The following is a 19,212-nucleotide window of genomic DNA, read 5'->3' on the forward strand; positions in this document are numbered from 1 at the left end:
GCCGCCGTGGCGACGCCTCGATAGTGGCATGGTCCGTGCGGGCCGTCATCCGGGTTTACCGCTGTCCCCGTGCCACCGCGGGTGCGGTGCTGTGCCAGTCGGGATGTCCGGGCATGGGCGGCGTCTTCGCCCCGTACAGCCAGCCGTCGAAGAACGCGGTCAGGTCGCGTCCCGCCACCCGTGAGGCGAGCCGGACGAAGTCGGCCGTGGCCGCGTTGGAGTCGCGGTTGCCCCGCACCCAGAGCCGCTCCAGTGTCCCGAAGGCGTCCTGGCCGATCTCCTGGCGCAGGGCGTAGAGGACGAGCGCGCTGCCGTCGTAGACCACCGGCCGGAACAGGCTGATCTTCTCGCCGGGCGCCGGCGCGGCGGGCCGGGCGGGCGGGCCTCCGGCGGCGCGCCAAGTGTCCGACCAGGTGTAGGCGCTGCGCATGCGCTCCTCCAGCGGCTTGCCGGCGTGGTCCTCGGCGTACCGCGCCTCGTACCAGCTGGCGTGCCCCTCGTTCAGCCAGAGGTCGGACCAGGTCCGCGGGGAGACGCTGTCTCCGAACCACTGATGGGCCAGCTCGTGGACCATGACGGAGTCGACGTACCACTCGGGGTAGCGCGCGTCGGTGAACAGGCGCTTCTCGAACAGGGAGAGGGTCTGGGTCTCCAGCTCGAACCCGGTCTCGGTGTCGGCGATCAGCACCCCGTAGTTCTCGAAGGGGTACCGGCCGACCTGCTGTTCCATCCAGGCCAGTTGGTCCGGGGTCTTCTTCAGCCAGGGTTTCAGGCGGTCCCGGTCGGCCGCCGGCACGACGTCGCGCACGGGCAGTCCGTGCGGCCCGGTCCGCCGGACCACGGCCGAGCGGCCGATGCTGACCTGGGCCAGTTCGGTGGCCATGGGGTGCTCGGTGCGATAGGTCCAGGTGGTGCTGTCCCCGTGCCGGCTGCGGCCGGTGGGCAGGCCGTTGGCCACCACCGTCAGTTCGCTCGGGGCGGTGACGCGGAAGGTGAAGTACGCCTTGTCGGCGGGGTGGTCGTTGCCCGGGAAGACCCGGTGTGCGGCGTCGGCCTGGTTGGCCATGGCGAGCCCGTCGGCGGTCCGCACCCAGCCGCCGCTGTCGCGTTCGCCGGAGGGGTCGCTGGTGTGGCGGACGGTGATGCGCAGGGGCACGCCGGCCGGAATACGGCCCGCCGGACGCACGATCAGGTCCTCGTCCGCGACCTCGAAGTCGGCACGCAGGCCGTTGACGGCGACGGACCGGACGGTGCCCCGGGTGAAGTCGAGGTTGATCCGCTCCAGCGGCTCGGTCGTCTTCACGTCGAGGGTGGTGACGGCGGACAGCGGCTCGTCGTTGTGGCCGTTGTAGGTGAGGCCGATGTCATAGGCGAGTACGTCGTACCCGGGGTTGCCGAGGTGGGGGAAGAGCGGGTCACCGATGCCGAGCGGCACCGGGGCGGGCAGGGTGGCGGCGACGAGCGCGGCCGACGCGGTGGCCAGCAGGGCGGCCCGCAGACGGCGGGAGAGGAACGGCATGGACTACGGCTATCAGCGCGGCCTCTCCCCCCGGGTGCGGCGCGCGCCGTGCCACCCGAATGAGGACGGCGCGCGGGCCCTCCGTCCCGTCAGAGCGCTCCGGCCGGATGCTGGGCGCGCGAGACGTCGTACACGCCGGGCACCTCCCGCATGGCGCGCATCAGCGCGGGCAGTCCCGCCGCGTCCGGCAGCCGCAGGGTGTACGTGTGCCGCACGCGCTGTTCGCTCGGGGGCTCCACGGTGGCGGAGATGACCGCCGCGTCCGCCCCGGCGATCGCCTCGGTGAGGTCGGCCAGCAGCCGGGGCCGCCCGAAGGACTCCGCGACCAGCGTCACCCGGCACGCCTGCTCGTCGCCCCAGCTCACCGCGACCTGTGCCCGCCCGACGGCCTCCATCCGGGCCACCGCGGGACATCGCAGCCGGTGCACGGTCACGGCGGCGCCCCCGCGCACGGTGAAGCCGGTCACCTCGTCGGAAGGCACGGGGGTGCAGCAGCCCGCGAGCCGCACCGCGGCGTCCGGCTGTTCGACCACGGCGCTGGCGGTACGGGTCCTGGGGGTCCCCGGTCCGAAGGGCGGGGCGGACTGCGGCTCACGGCCCGCCGGCACGCCCGGCTGTCCGGAATCGGCGGCCTGGGGGTGGGCTTCGAGCCAGCCGGTGATGGCGATGCGGGCGGCGGGCGTACGCGCGTGGTCCAGCCAGTCGGGAGAGGGGCCGGATGCCGCGTCCTCGGCGAGCAGCGGCTGCACGGTGTCGCCGTCCTTGAGCACGGTGCTGAGCGTGGCCAGCCTGCCGTTCACCCTGGCTCCGATGCAGGTGTGCGCCGCGTCTCCGTGCTGGGCGTAGGCCGCGTCGACACAGCTGGCTCCGGCGGGCAGGCCGAGGGTGCCGCCGTCGGTGCGGAAGACGGTGATCTCGCGGTCCTGGGCGAGGTCGGCGCGCAGGGAGGTCCAGAAGGTGTCGGGGTCGGACGCGGACTGCTGCCACTGGAGGAGCCGGGAGAGCCAGCCGGGGCGGGTGGGGTCGGCCCGCTCGCCTTCGGGGCCTTCGCCGTCGGTGCCTTCTCCGTCGGCCGGTTCGGCGGTCTGGGCGGTGCCGTCCGCCGCGTACGGATTGCCGAGGGCGATGACTCCGGCCTCGGCGACCTTGTGCATCCGGTGGGTGCGGATGAGGACCTCGGCCACCTCGCCGTCCGGGCCCACCACCGCGGTGTGCAGCGACTGGTAGAGGTTGAACTTGGGGGCGGCGATGAAGTCCTTGAACTCGGAGATGACCGGTGTGAAACAGGTGTGCAGCTCGCCGAGGACGGCGTAGCAGTCGGCGTCGTCACCGACGAGCACCAGCACGCGCCCGAAGTCGCTGCCGCGCAGTTCGCCGCGTTTGACGCGGACGCGGTGGACGGAGACGAAGTGGCGGGGCCTGACGAGGACCTCGGAGGGGATGCCGGCCTCGCGCAGCACGGAGGCCACGTTGCCCGCGATGGCGGTGAGGGGGTCCGGGCCGTCCGCCGCCGCGGCGATCACTGCGCTGGTCCGGGCGTACTCCTCGGGGTGGAGGATGGCGAAGGCCAGGTCCTCCAGCTCCGTCTTGAGCGCCTGGACGCCGAGCCGCTCCGCGAGGGGGATCAGCACATCGCGGGTGACGTTGGCGATCCTGGCCTGTTTCTCGGGGCGCATCACGCCGAGCGTGCGCATGTTGTGCAGCCGGTCGGCGAGCTTGATCGACATGACGCGGACGTCGTCCCCGGTGGCGACCAGCATCTTGCGGAAGGTCTCGGGTTCGGCGGCGGCCCCGTAGTCGACCTTTTCGAGTTTGGTGACGCCGTCGACGAGGTAGCAGACCTCCTCGCCGAACTGCTCCCGGACCTGGTCGAGAGTCACCTCGGTGTCCTCGACGGTGTCGTGGAGGAGGGAGGCGGTCAGCGTGGTGGTCTCGGCGCCGAGCTGGGCGAGGATGAGGGTGACCGCGAGCGGGTGGGTGATGTAGGGCTCGCCGCTCTTGCGCGTCTGTCCGCGGTGCGAGCTCTCGGCGAGGAGGTAGGCGCGCTGGAGGACGGCGAGGTCGGCGTCGGGGTGGTGGGCGCGGTGCGCCTCGGCGACATGCGCGAGGGCGTCGGGGAGGCGGTCGCGGGAGACCGGGCCGAGCAGGGCGGCCCTGCCGATCCTGCGGAGGTCGATCCGGGGACGGCCCCGCCTGCGGATGGGAGCACCTGGGCTGGTGGCCTCTGCACTCATGGGGCACCTCCGGCGACGTCGACCGGCGGTGGGGAGGTGCGGTCGCGCCTCCGGGCCGGTGCTTGATGCTACCGAGCCCACCACGTGGCGGAGTCCCGCTCTCGCCCAGCGTGAAACGGATCACCCATTCGAGCGAAGCGTTACCCGTTCAGCGTTTCGAGCCAGGCCGGATCGATCTTGCCCTCGGCGACGATGACGGCCGGCCCGGTCATCTCGATCTCGCCGTCCGGGTGCTCCGTGATGACGAGGCTGCCGCCGGGCAGGTCGACGGTGTACGTGACGGGCTCGCCGGTCGTCGTCGGGTCCAGCGCGTCCCGGCGGGCCGCCGCGACGGCCACCGCGCAGGCACCGGTGCCGCAGGAGCGGGTCTCGCCGGAGCCGCGCTCGTGGACCCTCATGGCGACGTGGCGGGGGCCGCGGTCCACGACGAATTCCACGTTGACCCCGTCGGGGTAGACGGCGGCCGGGACGTAGAACGGCTCGCTGAGGAGGTCACCGGCGTGCGCCAGGTCCTCGACGAAGGCGACCGCGTGCGGGTTGCCCATGTTGACGTTGCGGGCGTCCCACTCGCGGCCGTCGACGGTGACGGTGACGCCCTCGGCGGGCAGCAGGGCGCGGCCCATGGAGACGGTGATGTCGCCGTTCTTGGCGAGGTGGACCTTCTTCACGCCGCCGCGGGTGGCGACCGCGAGGTCGCCGTCCTCCACGAGGCCGGCGCGCTGGAGGTAGTGCGCGAAGACCCGCACGCCGTTGCCGCACATCTCGGCGACGGACCCGTCGGCGTTGCGATAGTCCATGAACCACTCGGCGTCCCGCGCCATGGCCCGCGCCTCGGGGTGCGCGGCACTGCGCACGACGTGCAGCAGGCCATCGCCTCCGATGCCCGCCCGGCGGTCGCAGAGCCGGGCGACGACGGAGGCGGGCAGGGCGACGGCGTTGTCCGCGTCGGGAACGATCACGAAGTCGTTCTCGGTGCCGTGGCCCTTGAGGAAGGCGATCTGCGAGGTGGTCACGGGACAACTGTACGAGGCTGCACCGGCAGCGCCACAAACCGGCCCGCCGGGCCCGGAGCCGCCCGGTCCCGCCCGTCAGCGCAGCCGCGCCACGCGCCAGACGGCCAGCGCGACCAGTACGGCGCAGACCCCGGCGTAGAGCGCGACCACGCGCCAGTCTGGGCGCTGGGAGGAGCCCCGGGACGGCAGTCCGGGCCAGGTGTGGCCGACGCGGCGGGCGGCCATCATGGACCACCCCGCGGCGCAGCAGCTGATCAGCAGGCCCAGCATCGCGACGACCGCGCCGCCGTCACCGAACTCGAAGGCGAGCGGGAAGGCGAACATCAGCGAGCCCACCGCGGCGAGCGTGACGATGGGCGCGAGCTGCCAGATGCGCAGCCGGCGGGCGGGGCGCAGCTCGACCTCGACCTCGGGGGTCACGTCGAGCTCGTCGGGCCCGTCCGGGCTCAGGCTCACTGCCTCGTTCCGCGCTTCCTGAGCGTCTTGCTCCGGTGCGTCCTGTTCCGTGTCGCGAGGGCCGGCCTCCATCGCCACGCGCCCTCCCAACTCGGACCCCAGTCGATCGATGCTCGATGATGGCACGGCCGGGGTCGCCGAAATGACGGGCAGAGCGTCCCGATGCCATCACGTGATCAGGCTGTTATAGCCCCGCCTTGGGGGTTTATGCAGGTCAGACGCCTGCTGCTGGTCGGCGAGTCAGCACGGGGTCAGCAATAGTTCCAGGTCAGCGCCCGATTGACCGTCACGACCGCCCCGGAGGAGGACCGTCTGGATCATGCCGAACAAGCTTGCGCGGGGTTGGGATGCGGGGAGCTTCCCGGGGAGGACGGGCCGGGTTCAGGGCGACCAGACATACGGTGTCGTCGTGGTGACCGCGTGCAGGCCGAGGCGGGTGAGGATCGGGGCGCTGTCGGCCGAGGCGTCGACGTAGAGGTAGGGGACGTCGCGGGCGGCGGCGAGTTGGGCCCGGTGGGCGACCATGGCCCGGTAGATGCCCCGCCCGCGCCATTCCTTGAGTGTTGAGCCGCCCCAGAGGCCGCCGAAGTCGATGCCGTCCTTGAACACCAGCCAGGCGGCGCAGACGACTTCGGCGCGTGCCTCGGCGACGAGGACGACGGTGTTCTCGGGGGCGTTCTCGATTCGGGCGGTCAGGTCGTCGGCGAGCCAGCTCCAGTCCTCGTTCCAGACCGTGCTCTCCATGGCGGCGACGCGCTGGAGGTCCGATCGGGAGGTGACACGGCGGAGGGTCACACCGTCGGGCAGGACGGGGTCCGCCGCCAGGTCTGCGGACTGCCCGATGAGCACGGTCTCGCTGTCCTCGGCGACGAAGCCGGCCGCGGTGAGCCGGCCGGTGAGGCCGGCGGGGAGATCATGGGCGCGGGTCTTCCATTCGACCGCCTCACCACGGGCAGCGTAGAAGTCACGCTGCCGCGCTATGAGCGCGTCGAGTTCCGCCCCGTCCACGCCGAGGTCGCGTGGGCCCGTGACGAAGCCGCGGTGCCAGCCGACGACACGGGTCAGGGGGCCGTCCTTTTCGATGCGCGCGCCGCCGCCGGGCGGGGTGACGCCACGGAGCTGGGCGTCGTACGCGATGCGGAGTTGACTGATCAGAGTGTCGTTCACTCGAACACCGTACGGACCGGGTCAAGCGATTGACATGCGATCAGACTGGTCCGTCAGGCGTCGCACGCTGTCGTCACCGCCGGTCGAGGGCGGTAGCGACCTGGTCCATGACGTGCTGCCAGTACGCCCGTTGCCGTTCGCGCTCTTCAGCGCCTGCCAGGACCCACGGGCCGGGGTGAGGTCACAGCAGCCGGTCGACCAGCCCGTCGACGTACTCCGGGGCGAGCGGGCCCATGCCGAACAGGACGCGGATGTACATCGGGGCCAGGACGTGGTCCAGCACGTCGAGCGCGTCGGGTGCGCGCTCCCCGCGTTCGCGGGCGCGATCGAGCATGGCCTGCAGTTGCCGGGTGCGTTCGACACGGAAGGCGTCACGCGCCCGCAGCCCCTGCTGACCATTGCTGGAAAGGGCGACGGCCAGGCGCACCAGCAACAGGCCGTCGGGCCCGGTGATCTCGCGGGCCACTTGCGCCGCATAGGTGCGCAGGTCGCCGGCCAGGGTTCCGGTGTCGGGCATCGGTGACTGGGTGTTGAGGCGGGTGAGCGCCACGTCGGTGAGCAGCGTTTCCAGGCTGCCCCACCGGCGGTAGATGCTGCTGTCGGCCACGCCCGCGCGGGCCGCGACCTCGCCGACGGTGAAGTTGCCGTATCCGCGCTCACTGATCAGTTCGGTGACGGCCCGGTGCACCTCCGCGCCGACGCGGGCGCTGCGCCCGCCGGGCCGCCGGGCTCGCTGTTTTTCGCTCATGACTCCACCTTAACGCAGTTCACACTTGCGTTTACACAGGACCCTCCGTACAGTCTCCTAACGCAGTCGACGACTGCGTTAGTGCGTCCGGAGGCTGACCGTGTCGGCTGTGGAGGGGCGCGACCGACAATCGAGAGGAATCCCCTTGCCCGCATCGCCTGCTTCCGTAGGCAGTGGACCGAGCCGGACCGTGCTGCTCACGGTGACCTGCCTGGGCCAGTTCATGGTTCTGCTCGACAACACGATCGTCGGGGCGGCGCTGCCCGATATGCAGGACCGGCTGCACACACAACTGACCGGTCTGCAATGGATCGTCGACGCGTATGTGCTGCTGGTCGCCATGCTGCTGCTGTCCGGCGGTGTCTTCGCCGACCGCTTCGGCCGCAAGCGGGTGTACCTGACCGGCGTGGCGGTGTTCACCGCCGCGTCGGTGGTGTGCAGCCTCGCGCCCTCGGTCGGCTGGCTGGTCGCCGGCCGGGTGCTGCAGGGCGTCGGGGCCGCGGCCCTGAGCCCTGCCTCGCTGGCCCTGCTCATCGCCGCCTGTCCCGTACCGCAGGAACGGATCAGGGCGATCGGGCTGTGGGCCGGGTTCAGCGGACTCGGCATGGCCGTGGGCCCCGTGGCCGGCGGCGTGCTGACCGATGCCTTCGGCTGGTCCGCCATCTTCCTGGTCAATCTGCCCATCGGCGTGGTCCTGCTGCTGGCCGGTGCGCGCAGCCTCGAAGAGACCCGCAATCCGAGCGCCCCTGCCATCGATGCGCCGGGAACGGTGCTGTCCGTTCTGGGGGTGGGGGCGCTGACCTACGGGCTGATCGAGGGGGGCGCCCGCGGCTGGACGACGCCGGTGATCCTGGGCAGCTTCACCGCGGGAGTGATCCTCCTCGCCGCCTTCCTCACCGTCGAAGCGCGGCGCTCCGCTCCGATGCTGCCGCTGCCGCTGTTCCGGCAGCGCCTGTTCACCGTGTCCAACACCGCCATGGTCGTGGTCGGGTTCGCGTTCATGGGCTCGTCGTTCTTCTTCTCCCAGTTCTTCGTGTACGTCCAGGGCAGCTCGATCCTGCGCGCCGGCCTGCAGACCCTGCCGGTATCCCTCGGCATGGTGATCGTCAGCCCGTACGCCGGCCGTCTCGCCGCCCGGTACGGCTTCCGCATCGTGGTCACCACCGGCCTCGCCCTGGCCGGCCTGGGGCTGCTGGCGCTCGGAACGGTGCACGCCGACACCGGCTACGCGAACGTGTGGTGGCGGCTCGGAGTCGTCGGCACCGGCTTCGCCCTGACCCTGTCCCCCCTGACGGGAGCCGCCATCCAGGCAGTCAGTCCGCAGGAAGGCGGCCTCGCGTCAGGCATCAGCAGCACCACACGGCAGATCGGCGCGGTACTCGGCGTGGCGGTGCTCGGAGCCGTCGTCCGCACCCGGCAGACCGGCGGCGCCTCCTTCGAGGCCGGCCTCAACAGCGCCTTCCTCGCCGCCGGCGCCGTCACCTTGGCCACCGCCGTGTTCACCGGCCTGTGGCTGACCAGGTCCGAACCAGCGGCCGAAGCCTCCGCGGCGCCGCGACGTCCCGCCATCCCGAGCGCGGTCACCACCTCGAACGAGGCAACCCGGAACAGCTGTTGACGACAACAGCCGCCTCGGACGCCCGCCGTACCGCGCCGGGCGCTCCTGCGGCCCAGCCGGGGCGTGGCCGGCCCGGCTCGGCCTGAAGGTACCCGAGCCGCCCGGCTCTGCCCGCTCCGCACGGCCGGACAGCCCTCGGCCGCTACTCCTCGGGGCGAACGCCGGGGAAGGCGGAGGGGGTTGCCCAGCCCCGCAGCACCGCGTCGACCGTTGACCGGAACGCGGTGTCCGCTGCGGCGCCTTCGAGGCTCCCGGCGAGTTCGAGGGTCACGAGCCCGTGCAGGGCGACCCACAGCGAGACGGCGATCAGCGTGGTGTCGCCCGCGAGGATACGGGCTGCCACGGCGCGGTCGATCGCCGCGACGAGCGGTCGCACCGGGTCCCGGTCACTGATCCGGTCCGACGGGACGAAGGACTGCGCGCCACCGAACAGCACCGCGTACAGGTGGCGGTGTTCGAGTCCCCAACGGCGGTACGCCACGGCCAACGCGTACAGATCCTCCAGGGCGTCCTCCGAGCGGGGAACGGCCGTCAGGTCCTGGAACAGGCCGGCGACAGCCTGGTCGCGCACCTCACGGACCAGCCCGTCCTTGCCCTGGAACAAGGTGTACACCGCCGCCGTCGACGTCCCGGCGGCGGTGGCCAGCGCGCGGACCGTGACCGACTCCTGGGGGCGGGTGGCGAACATCTCGGTCGCGCATGCCACGAGCCGCTCCCTGACCGCGGCGTCGTTCGTTCTCGGCCTTCCCATGGGGACCAGTTTACCCATGCTGATAACATCGTTTCAAAACAGCGTTTCAAAACTTTGGAGATCACCTTGCCACCGTCCTTCATACGTTCCTTGCGCTTCATGGGCCGCCTGCTGGCGGCCACCGCCGCGACGGTGGGGGTGGTCGCCGTGTTCCTGGCGCTGATCGTTGCCACCGACGGAGCGGGATCGGGGTTTGCCGCCTGGTCCGCCGCTGTCGGGGTCGCGGTCGTCGCGGCGATGTGGCGGGGCCGCCGGCGCTCCTGGCGAGGGCGGCTGGTGCCCTTCCTGCCGGTGCTGGTCGCAGCGGCCCTGACGCTGTCGGTGTGCGTTCCCACCGTCCCCACGACGCGCCGCTACCCGGCCGCCCTGTCGTTCGTGACCACCGAGCACATGCGCCTGTCCACCGGCAGCCGGGTCGCGGTCTACCACTATCCGCCCACCGGCAGCGGCCCCCGGCGTCCCGTTCCGCTCGTCTACCTCAACGGCGGGCCGGTGCGCGGCATCTCGGTGCTGGACCACCGTTTCCTGCGGCGGCTCGCGGGACAGGGCTACGACGTGTACGCCTACGAGCAGGCCGGCGGTGGACGCAGCGATCTGCTGCCCATGGACCAGTACTCGATCACCCGGTCCGTCCATGACCTCGGCGCCTTCGTCGACAAGCTCGGCAGGGGCCGCGCCGACGTGCTGGGCTTCTCCTCGGGCGCGGTCGTCCTCACCCGCGCTCTGGCCGACCCGGGGATCGCCGGCCGTCTGCGCCGGGCGGTCATCGCCGAGCCGGGCCCGGTCGACGGCCCCACCGCCCGGATCGCGGGGCAGAAGGGCCGGCCGTCGGCCCGCGGCATCGCGCCGGCCATGACCGGACCGCGCTCCACACGCGTCCCGCGATACGCGGTCGCGTTCGGCCTCATGCGGCTCGGACTGCTCAACCCCGACAACGGGCTGGTAGGACAGGCGGAGGGCGACAACGCCTTCACCGCCGCCGATCTCGGCAGCGACACGGCGTCCGCCTACTGCGCGCGGGACGCGCACCGCATCCCGGTCGAGGACACGGAGCAGAACTTCTCCTTCAGCCCCGCCGCCAGCCTGCGTATCCAGCAGACGATCAAGGACTCCGCCTCCATCGCTCCTCAGCTGAGGCGCTCCCGGACACCCACGATGCTGATGATCGCCGAGTGCTCCTCCCAGGTCCGGCAGTGGGCGACGACCGTCCTCGCGGACGCCCCCGCCATCCGGCGCACCCAGTACATGCCCGGTGTCGGCCACCACATGTGGAACGGCCTGGGTGACAACGACCAACGGGCAGCAGCCGTCATCACCGCGTTCCTCCAGGACGAGCCCGCGCCGCTGCCCGACTACCCGACCCGGGCCGGCATCCCGGCCTTCCTGCGCGCTCACAAGTGAGCGGGCAGGGGCCGGTCCGAAGCCGGAGACGCTCGCCGGGCCCGTTTCCGGCAGCTGCGAGGCCACCGGCCCCGGGAAGGTCCGCCACGCGGGGCCTCTCCGGCCCGTTCCATGCGGCACCGCGGGGTTCCTGCCGCACTCCTGCCCCGCCCCATGCGATCAGGCTGTAACCGCCCGTTCGACCAACGCCAGCGCCTGGCCCGGGAGTTCCCCGCGGTGGTCCACGGCACCGCTCAGCCACTGGACGCGCGGGTCGCGGCGGAACCAGGAGTCCTGGCGGCGCGCGAAGCGCTTGGTGGCGCGCACGGTCTCGGCGCGCGCCTGGTCCTCGGTGCACTCCCCCGCGAGCGCGGCGAGCACCTGCTGATACCCGAGCGCGCGGGAAGCGGTACGCCCTTCGCGCAGCCCCTGGGCCTCCAGTTCGCTCACCTCGTCCACGAGCCCCTCCTCCCACATGCGGTCGACGCGCAGGGCGATGCGCTCGTCGAGTTCGGGGCGGGCCACATCGACGCCGATCTGGACGGCGTCGTAGACGGGGTCGTCGCCGGGGAGGTTCGCGGTGAAGGGCTTGCCGGTGATCTCGATGACCTCCAGGGCGCGCACGACGCGGCGGCCGTTGCTCGGCAGGATCGCGCGGGCGGCCTCGGGGTCGGCGGCGGCGAGTCGCGCGTGCAGTGCTCCGGAACCGTGCTCGGCCAGCTCCTCCTCCAGGGCGGCCCGGACTCCGGGGTCCGTGCCGGGGAACTCCAGGGCGTCGATCGCGCCCTTCACGTACAGGCCGGAGCCGCCCACCAGGACGGGGGTGCGGCCCTCGGCGAGCAGCCGGTCGATCTCGGCGCGGGCCAGGCGCTGGTATTCGGCGACGCTGGCGGTCTCGGTGATCTCCCAGATGTCCAGCAGCCGGTGCGGGACGCCGTCGCGCTCGGCGGGCGTCAGCTTGGCGGTGCCGATGTCCATGCCCCGGTAGAGCTGCATGGAATCCGCGTTGATCACTTCGCCGTCGAGCCGGTGGGCGAGGTGCACCCCCAGATCGGACTTTCCTGCTGCGGTGGGACCGACGACGGCGATGACCCGCGGTGCGGGGGGAGCTGAGCTTGTCACCGCCACAGTCTCTCCCAAACCCGCGTCCCGGGTCCCGAATGAGGGAAGCCCGGACGGGGAAGGTGACGCAGCAGTGCGGTCTTCCCCGTACAGTGGTTGTACATATGGGTTATTTCTCACAGTTCCCGAGCGGAGAAGGTGTCCGATGGGTTTCATGGACAGTGTGAAGGCGAAGCTGGCCCCGGCGAAGGAGAAGGTCAGCGACCTCGCGCAGCAGCACGGGGACAAGATCGACCAGGGTCTCGACAAGGCCGCGCGGACGGTTGACGAGAAGACCAAGGGCAAGTACAGCGACAAGATCGTGACCGGCACGCAGAAGGCCAAGGACGCGGTGGAGAAGCTGTCGAACAAGGACGGCGACACCAGCACGGGCGGCAGCACGCCGCCCCCCGCTGCCTGAAGCGGTCCGGCAGGACAGCCGATGGGGGCCCCGGAGCGATTTCGCTCCGGGGCCCCCATCACATGTGCGTCCTCATGACCAGGCGGCGACCATGTAGCCCACCCCGTAGGGCGCGTCCTCGTACAGCAGCCGGCCGGCCCGTCCCGCTCCCTCGGCCGCCCCCGCGAGCACCTGCCAGGGCGCTCGGCCCGCGGCCTTGAGTTCGTACGCGAGTGCCTCGTCGAGCGCGGCGAGCGCTTCCGGGTCGGCGGCGCCCAGGGCGCGTGCGGCCGCCGCGTCGAAGTCGGCGGCGCGTTCGTCCAGGTAGCCCGGGGCCTTCACGGTGCGGCAGGCGCTGCCGTCGCCCATCACCAGCAGCGCGACCCGGTCCGCCCGGCGGGCCAGCTCCCGCCCGGTCTCCACGCAGCGCGCGGTCTCCAGCGGCTCGCCCACGCCGAGGCCCTCGACGGGGGCGCCCGCCCATCCGGTACGGGCCAGCAGCCAGGCGCCCACCGCGAGCGACGGCGGGAGCGGCCGGCCGGCCGGTGTGCCCCGGTCCTGTCCGAGCCGTACCTCCAGGCCGACGCCGAACTCGCGGAAGCTGCCGGTGGCGCCCTCCGGATGGATACCGCGCCCGGCCGGCTCCGCCGGGCCGATCACGACCAGCAGGTCGGGCCGGGAGGCCGCGAGCACGCCCAGGGCGTCGGTGCAGGCGGTTCTGGCGGCATCGAGCTCGGGCGCGGCACCGGCGGCCACGTCGGGGACGAGCAGGGGCGGGCAGGGGCAGACAGCGGCGGCGACAAGCATGGTCGGCAGCGTACTGCGGTCGCTCCCCCGCCGGGGCGGGCCGTCCCGGACGGTCAGTCGCAGCCGCAGCCCGGGGCCGCCGTCGCGGGCAGGGGGGCCGGGGCGCCGATGCCGGGCAGGCCCAGCATGACACCGGCCGGCTTGGCGGCGGCGGCCGCGTTGCGCTTCTCCCAGGCGTCGCCCGACCGGGTCCTGCGCACGGCGACGGGGACGCCCTCGGCGAGCAGGTGGTGCGGGGCCGCGTAACTGATCTCGACGGTCACCACGTCACCGGGGCGCACGTCCTGGTCCGGCTTGGTGAAGTGGACCAGGCGGTTGTCGGGGGCGCGGCCGGACAGCCGGTGGGTGGCACCGTCCTTGCGGCCCTCGCCCTCGGCGACCATGACGTCCACGGTGCGGCCGACCTGCTTCTTGTTCTCCGACCAGGAGATCTCCTCCTGGAGGGCGGACAGGCGCATGTACCGCTCCTGGACGACCTCCTTGGGGATCTGCCCGTCCATGTCGGCGGCGGGCGTACCGGGCCGCTTGGAGTACTGGAAGGTGAAGGCGTTCGCGAAACGTGCCTCACGGACCGCGTGCATGGTCTGCTCGAAGTCCTCCTCGGTCTCGCCGGGGAAGCCGACGATGATGTCCGTGGAGATCGCGGCGTCGGGCATCGCGGCGCGCACCTTCTCGATGATGCCGAGGAAGCGTTCCTGCCGGTAGGAGCGGCGCATCGCCTTGAGGACCTTGTCGGAACCGGACTGCATCGGCATGTGCAGCTGCGGCATCACGTTCGGCGTCTCGGCCATGGCGGCGATGACGTCGTCGGTGAAGTCACGCGGGTGCGGCGAGGTGAAGCGGACGCGCTCCAGGCCCTCGATCCTCCCGCAGGCGCGCAGCAGCTTGGAGAAGGCCTCGCGGTCGCCGATGTCGGAGCCGTACGCGTTGACGTTCTGGCCGAGCAGGGTGATCTCGGATACGCCCTCGGCGACCAGGGCCTCGATCTCGGCGAGGATGTCGCCGGTGCGGCGGTCCTTCTCCTTCCCGCGCAGAGCCGGGACGATGCAGAAGGTGCAGGTGTTGTTGCAGCCCACGGAGATGGAGACCCACGCGGCGTACGCGGACTCGCGGCGGGTGGGGAGCGTCGAGGGGAAGGCCTCCAGGGATTCGGCGATCTCGATCTGCGCCTCCTCCTGGACCCGGGCGCGCTCCAGCAGGACGGGCAGCTTGCCGATGTTGTGCGTGCCGAAGACGACGTCCACCCAGGGCGCCCGCGCGACGATGGTGTCGCGGTCCTTCTGGGCGAGACAGCCGCCGACCGCGATCTGCATCCCGGGGCGCCTGGTCTTCATGGGGGCGAGCCGGCCGAGGTTGCCGTAGAGCTTGTTGTCGGCGTTCTCGCGTACCGCGCAGGTGTTGAAGACGACGACGTCGGCGTCGCCGTCGGAGCCCTCGGGCGCGCGGACGTATCCGGCGTCCTCCAGGAGCCCCGACAAGCGCTCGGAGTCGTGGACGTTCATCTGACACCCGTAGGTGCGCACCTCATAGCTCTTCTGGACGTCCACTGCTTCGCTCCGGTTGCCGCTGCTCATGCGACAAGGGTAGGCGCTGCCCGGACACCCTCCGCCTCGGGCGGCGTCCGGGGCCCGTACCCGCGGGGTGATCCGGCGGCGGCCCTGGCCAGGGCCCGGAACCACCTGGCAGGATCGCCGCCATGCTCCCGGCCCTGTCCCGAATCGGCCGGCGCCGCTCCCTGCGGGCGGGCGCCGTCCTCGTCGTCGTGCTCGGGCTGCTGCTCTGGTGGCTGCTGCCCCTCCGCGATCCGGCGCCGACCGGCACGCTGTCGTTCAGCACCGGGGTGCGCAGCGGCGTCTACCAGCGCTACGGGGAGCGGCTGAAGGGGGCCCTCGCCAGGGATCTGCCCGAGGTGTCGATACAGCTCCAGACGAGCGAGGGCTCGCAGCAGAACATCGCCCGGGTCGCGACGGGGAAGGCCGACTTCACCATCGCCACCACCGACGCCGTCGCCGCCTATCTGCGTGCCCGGGGGCCCGGCTACGAGCGGTTGCGCGGCTGTGTCCGGCTGTACGACGACTACATACAGCTGGTCGTGGAGCGCGGTTCGGACATCCGCAGTGTGGCGGATCTGCGGGGCAGGACGGTCGCGGTGGGGCAGCCGGGGTCGGGGGTGAAGCTGGTCGCGGACCGGCTGATGACGGCCGCGGGTCTCGACCCGGTCGAGGATGTGACGGCTGTGCCGGCGGGCATCGACACGATGCCGAAGCTGCTGGAGGAGGGGAAGCTCGACGCGTTCTTCTGGTCCGGCGGGCTGCCCACGACGGCGGTGGCCGATCTGTCGGAACGGTTCTCGGTCCGGCTGATCCCGCTGGAGGACAAGCTGATCAAGCAGCTCCAGGCGGCGGGCGGCTCCACCGGCTACTACCGCTCGGCCGTGATGCCCGCCGACGCCTATCGCAACGCGCAGCAGGGCCAGGCCGTCCCCACGGTCGCGGTCGCCAATGTGCTGGTCACCACGGACCGCACCGACGCGGCGATGACGGAGGCGTTCACCCGAACCGTGATCGACAGCCGCGACCGCATCGGGCGCGAGGTGCACGCGGCGCAGCTGGTGGACCTGCGGACGGCCATCTACACCGACCCGCTCCCGCTGCACGAAGGGGCCAAGCGCTACTACCGCTCGGTCAAGCCGTAGCGGCCGTTCGGCGGCGCGGGCCCGGCTCCGGCTCCGCGTACCGCTCGGTGTTCCCTCGTAGCAGCGGTTCGGCGGCGCGGGCCCGGCTCCGGCCGTGCGGCTCCGGCGTCAGCCCTTCGGGTCGTGGCGCGGCACCGAGACCGTCACTCTCAGCCCGTTCGGCTCCTTGCGCGCGTACGCGAGCGAGCCGCCGCCCGCCGTCAGGAGCGCTCTGGCGATGGAGAGCCCTAGGCCCGATCCCTGGATGTTCTGGTGCTGGGAACTGCGCCAGAAGCGGTCGCCGACCCGTTCGAGCTCCTGCTCTGTGAGGCCGGGTCCGCTGTCCGCGACGACCACCGTGACGTCCTGGCTGCCGGAGGCGACCGTGACGCGGACCTCCTCGTCGGCGGGCGTGAACTTGAGGGCGTTGTCGATGATGGCGTCGAGGGCGCTGGACAGGGCGATGGGATCGGCCCACGCGGTGACGGCCGGCGGCCCGTCGGCCCGCAGCCGTACCCCCTTCTCCTCGGCCACCGGCCGCCAGGACGCGACCCGTTCGGCCGTGAGCGCGCCGATGTCCGTGAGCTGGAGGTCGGTATCGGCGTGCTCGGCGAGCGCCAGGTCGAGCAGGTCGTCGAGGACCTGGCCGAGGCGCCGACCCTCGGTGCGCACGGAGGCGATCTCCTCGTTGCCCTCGGGGAGTTCGAGGGCGAGGAGCTCGATGCGCAGCAGCAGCGCGGCCAGCGGGTTGCGCAACTGGTGGGAGGCGTCGGCGACGAAGGCGCGCTGCTGCTCCAGCACGTCCTCGACGTTGTCGGCCATCTCGTTGAACGATCGGGCCAGCCGCCTGAGTTCCGGGGGCCCGCCGGATGCCGCGACCCTGGACCGCATCCGGCCGCTGGCGATGTCGTGGGCCGCCGCGTCCAGCGTCTTGACCGGCAGCAGGACCCAGCCGGTGAGGCGGATCGCGGCGCCGACGGCCACCAGCATCGCGACCACCTCGCCCGCCGCGATCAGCAGCCAGCCGCGCATCGTGTCGGCGCGCATCTGGCCGGTGGGCGAGTCGATGACGACGACCGCGATCACGTCGCCGTCCCGTACGACGGGCGAGGCGACGACGACGCGGCCGTCCTGCCAGGGCCAGACCTGCGGCGGGTCGTGGCTGCGGCGGCCGAGCAGCGCCTCGCTGAACGCGGCGCGGCCCTCGCCCTCGACGGGGAGCCGCCAGGTGTCCGGGGCCTTCGCCATGGCGGAGTCGTCGCGGTAGAAGACGCCGGCCCGGATGCCGTACACCGAGTTGTACGTCTCCAGCTCGGTCTGGAGTGTGCGGCGACGTTCGTCGTAGCCGCGGGTGCGCTCGGTGATGAACTGGGCGAGCGCGGCGAAGCGTGCCGTGTCGTCGATGCGGTCGATCACGACGCGCTGCTGCTCGGCCGCGGCCACGCTGACGGCCAGCGGGAAGCCGAGCGCGAGCAGGACACTCGCCATCAGGACGATGAGCAGCGGGAGCAGCCGGGTACGCACCGGGGACGTACGCCTCTACGCGGACGGTGAGACGAGGCGGTAGCCGACCCCGCGCACGGTCTCGATCAGTGCGGGCAGCCGCAGTTTGGAACGCAGGGACGCGACGTGGACCTCAAGCGTGCGCCCTGTTCCCTCCCAGCTGGTCCGCCACACCTCGCTGATGATCTGCTCCCGGCGGAAGACCACACCGGGCCGCTGGGCGAGCAGGGCGAGCAGATCGAACTCCTTGCGGGTGAGCTGGACCTCGCTGCCGTCGACGCTCACCCGGCGGGTCGGCAGCTCGATGTGCACGTGTCCCAGGCGCAGTCCGGCGGCGGGCGTGGGCGCGGTGTCCTCGTTGCTCGCCTTGCGCCGGCTGACGGCGTGGATACGGGCCAGCAGCTCGCCGGTGTCGTACGGCTTGGTCACGTAGTCGTCGGCGCCGAGGTTGAGTCCGTGGATCCGGGACCGTACGTCGGCGCGGGCGGTCACCATGATCACCGGTACGGAACTGCGCTTGCGGATCTTGCCGCACACCTCGTAGCCGTCCTGGTCGGGCAGCCCGAGGTCGAGGAGGACGACGCCGAAGGGCTCCGTGTCGGCGGGCAGGAGCGCTTGCAGGGCCTCCTCGCCGCTGCGGGCGTGGACCACCTGGAAGCCGTGCCGGGCGAGGATCGCGGACAGGGCGGCGGCGACGTGGTTGTCGTCCTCGACGAGCAGCAGTCTCATGGCCCCCCTCCGGCGTGTGGTTCGCGTGTGTTCGTACGGTCGTGTACGCCCCGGTCACTTCCCCGTTCCGGGGCGTTTCACGTAGGGGTGTACCAGGGAATCCACGCCGATCACGGGTGGACAGTCAAGTGCTTGTCCGTTGTATCCGGGTTTCCGTTATGCACCCGGTACGGCCGGTGTGAGCGGCGTGACGTCCCCTTCACGCGGAGTGTCCGGTTGCCGCCGGATCGTTATGCTCAATTTCCGCTCAGATGTAATGACGTTGGTAGCACTGCGTCACTAAGGTCCTTCCCAACCGAGGAGGACGGAGCAAGAAGCCGATGAGCGGAGTTTCAGTGACCAAGGGCGCCGAGGACGCTGCACCCGCGCCCGGTGGCGATCTGGTTGTGCTGAGCAACGTCAACAAGCACTTCGGCGCGCTGCATGTGCTCCAGGACATCGACCTGACGATCGCCCGCGGCGAGGTCGTGGTCGTCATCGGGCCGTCCGGGTCCGGTAAGTCCACGCTGTGCCGCACGATCAACCGCTTGGAGACGATCGACTCGGGCGCGATCTCGATCGACGGGAAGCCGCTGCCCGAGGAGGGCAAGGAGCTGGCGCGGCTGCGTGCCGATGTCGGCATGGTCTTCCAGTCGTTCAATCTCTTCGCCCACAAGACGGTCCTCGAGAACGTGACGCTCGGCCAGCTGAAGGTCCGCAAGGCGGACAAGAAGGCGGCCGAGGACAAGGCGCGTTCGCTGCTCGACCGGGTGGGCGTCGGGACCCAGGCCGACAAGTACCCCTCGCAGCTCTCCGGTGGCCAGCAGCAGCGCGTGGCGATCGCCAGGGCGCTGGCGATGGACCCGAAGGTCATGCTCTTCGACGAGCCGACCTCCGCGCTCGACCCGGAGATGATCAACGAGGTGCTGGAGGTCATGCAGCAGCTCGCCCGCGAGGGCATGACGATGGTCGTCGTCACCCACGAGATGGGCTTCGCCCGCTCCGCGGCCAACCGGGTCGTCTTCATGGCGGACGGAAAGATCGTCGAAGAGGCCACGCCCGACCAGTTCTTCAGCAACCCGCGCAGTGACCGGGCCAAGGACTTCCTGTCGAAGATCCTTCACCACTGATGG

General features: G+C 71.7%; 17 protein-coding genes. 5 read left to right on the forward strand and 12 right to left on the reverse strand.

What is annotated here, in order from left to right; all coding sequences use genetic code 11:
• Positions 1 to 55 precede the first annotated feature (55 nt).
• The 6 genes from B082_RS0109250 to B082_RS0109275 form a co-directional block, all read right to left on the reverse strand.
• Positions 56 to 1,519 carry a M1 family metallopeptidase gene (locus tag B082_RS0109250; RefSeq protein ID WP_018551524.1) on the reverse strand — a complete coding sequence of 488 codons (1,464 nt, stop codon included), beginning with the start codon at positions 1,517 to 1,519 and terminating at the stop codon, positions 56 to 58.
• A gap of 89 nt (positions 1,520 to 1,608) precedes the next feature.
• Positions 1,609 to 3,753 carry a RelA/SpoT family protein gene (locus B082_RS0109255; protein WP_018551525.1) on the reverse strand — a complete coding sequence of 715 codons (2,145 nt, stop codon included), beginning with the start codon at positions 3,751 to 3,753 and terminating at the stop codon, positions 1,609 to 1,611.
• A gap of 140 nt (positions 3,754 to 3,893) precedes the next feature.
• Positions 3,894 to 4,766: a diaminopimelate epimerase gene (dapF, locus tag B082_RS0109260; RefSeq protein WP_018551526.1), complete on the reverse strand. Its 873-nt coding sequence runs from the start codon at positions 4,764 to 4,766 to the stop codon at positions 3,894 to 3,896.
• A gap of 75 nt (positions 4,767 to 4,841) precedes the next feature.
• On the reverse strand, positions 4,842 to 5,294 hold the full coding sequence (locus tag B082_RS0109265; protein WP_026249585.1) for a hypothetical protein: 453 nt from the start codon (positions 5,292 to 5,294) through the stop codon (positions 4,842 to 4,844).
• 309 nt (positions 5,295 to 5,603) lie between these two features.
• Positions 5,604 to 6,389: a GNAT family N-acetyltransferase gene (locus tag B082_RS0109270; protein ID WP_018551528.1), complete on the reverse strand. Its 786-nt coding sequence runs from the start codon at positions 6,387 to 6,389 to the stop codon at positions 5,604 to 5,606.
• 181 nt (positions 6,390 to 6,570) lie between these two features.
• Complete coding sequence (locus B082_RS0109275) at positions 6,571 to 7,137, reverse strand: TetR/AcrR family transcriptional regulator (protein WP_018551529.1); 567 nt, start codon at positions 7,135 to 7,137, stop codon at positions 6,571 to 6,573.
• Between the two features lie 190 nt (positions 7,138 to 7,327).
• On the opposite strand from B082_RS0109275, the gene B082_RS0109280 reads away from it, so the two are divergent.
• Complete coding sequence (locus tag B082_RS0109280) at positions 7,328 to 8,755, forward strand: DHA2 family efflux MFS transporter permease subunit (RefSeq protein ID WP_018551530.1); 1,428 nt, start codon at positions 7,328 to 7,330, stop codon at positions 8,753 to 8,755.
• 142 nt (positions 8,756 to 8,897) lie between these two features.
• Here the strand turns inward: B082_RS0109280 and B082_RS0109285 are convergent, their stop codons facing one another.
• Positions 8,898 to 9,506, reverse strand: coding sequence for a TetR/AcrR family transcriptional regulator (locus B082_RS0109285; RefSeq protein WP_026249587.1), 609 nt, complete (start codon positions 9,504 to 9,506; stop codon positions 8,898 to 8,900).
• A 99-nt stretch (positions 9,507 to 9,605) separates the two neighbouring features.
• Here B082_RS0109285 and B082_RS0109290 point away from each other — a divergent pair, with 99 nt between their 5' ends.
• A complete protein-coding gene (locus B082_RS0109290) occupies positions 9,606 to 10,907 on the forward strand; it encodes an alpha/beta hydrolase (protein ID WP_037709771.1) in 1,302 nt (433 codons plus the stop codon).
• 159 nt (positions 10,908 to 11,066) lie between these two features.
• Here the strand turns inward: B082_RS0109290 and miaA are convergent, their stop codons facing one another.
• Positions 11,067 to 12,008, reverse strand: coding sequence for a tRNA (adenosine(37)-N6)-dimethylallyltransferase MiaA (gene miaA, locus B082_RS0109295; protein WP_037709773.1), 942 nt, complete (start codon positions 12,006 to 12,008; stop codon positions 11,067 to 11,069).
• Positions 12,009 to 12,153: 145 nt separating this feature from the next.
• On the opposite strand from miaA, the gene B082_RS0109300 reads away from it, so the two are divergent.
• The gene (locus B082_RS0109300) at positions 12,154 to 12,408 is read left to right on the forward strand and encodes an antitoxin (RefSeq protein WP_018551534.1); all 255 of its coding nucleotides are present in this window, start codon (positions 12,154 to 12,156) and stop codon (positions 12,406 to 12,408) included.
• A gap of 72 nt (positions 12,409 to 12,480) precedes the next feature.
• Here B082_RS0109300 and B082_RS0109305 read toward each other — a convergent pair whose 3' ends face one another.
• On the reverse strand, positions 12,481 to 13,194 hold the full coding sequence (locus B082_RS0109305) for a class III extradiol dioxygenase subunit B-like domain-containing protein (protein ID WP_018551535.1): 714 nt from the start codon (positions 13,192 to 13,194) through the stop codon (positions 12,481 to 12,483).
• A 53-nt stretch (positions 13,195 to 13,247) separates the two neighbouring features.
• Positions 13,248 to 14,768, reverse strand: coding sequence for a tRNA (N6-isopentenyl adenosine(37)-C2)-methylthiotransferase MiaB (gene miaB, locus B082_RS0109310; protein ID WP_078622536.1), 1,521 nt, complete (start codon positions 14,766 to 14,768; stop codon positions 13,248 to 13,250).
• A gap of 122 nt (positions 14,769 to 14,890) precedes the next feature.
• On the opposite strand from miaB, the gene B082_RS0109315 reads away from it, so the two are divergent.
• Complete coding sequence (locus B082_RS0109315; protein ID WP_018551537.1) at positions 14,891 to 15,889, forward strand: TAXI family TRAP transporter solute-binding subunit; 999 nt, start codon at positions 14,891 to 14,893, stop codon at positions 15,887 to 15,889.
• A 108-nt stretch (positions 15,890 to 15,997) separates the two neighbouring features.
• Here B082_RS0109315 and B082_RS0109320 read toward each other — a convergent pair whose 3' ends face one another.
• Complete coding sequence (locus B082_RS0109320; protein WP_018551538.1) at positions 15,998 to 17,392, reverse strand: sensor histidine kinase; 1,395 nt, start codon at positions 17,390 to 17,392, stop codon at positions 15,998 to 16,000.
• A gap of 15 nt (positions 17,393 to 17,407) precedes the next feature.
• The gene (locus B082_RS0109325; RefSeq protein WP_018551539.1) at positions 17,408 to 18,100 is read right to left on the reverse strand and encodes a response regulator transcription factor; all 693 of its coding nucleotides are present in this window, start codon (positions 18,098 to 18,100) and stop codon (positions 17,408 to 17,410) included.
• A gap of 320 nt (positions 18,101 to 18,420) precedes the next feature.
• Between B082_RS0109325 and B082_RS0109330 the strand changes: the two genes are divergently transcribed.
• On the forward strand, positions 18,421 to 19,209 hold the full coding sequence (locus B082_RS0109330) for an amino acid ABC transporter ATP-binding protein (protein ID WP_026249590.1): 789 nt from the start codon (positions 18,421 to 18,423) through the stop codon (positions 19,207 to 19,209).
• The last annotated feature ends 3 nt before the right edge of the window (positions 19,210 to 19,212 follow it).

The sequence above is a fragment of the Streptomyces sp. ATexAB-D23 genome (assembly GCF_000373645.1).
Taxonomy (GTDB): Bacteria; Actinomycetota; Actinomycetes; order Streptomycetales; family Streptomycetaceae; genus Streptomyces; species Streptomyces castrisilvae.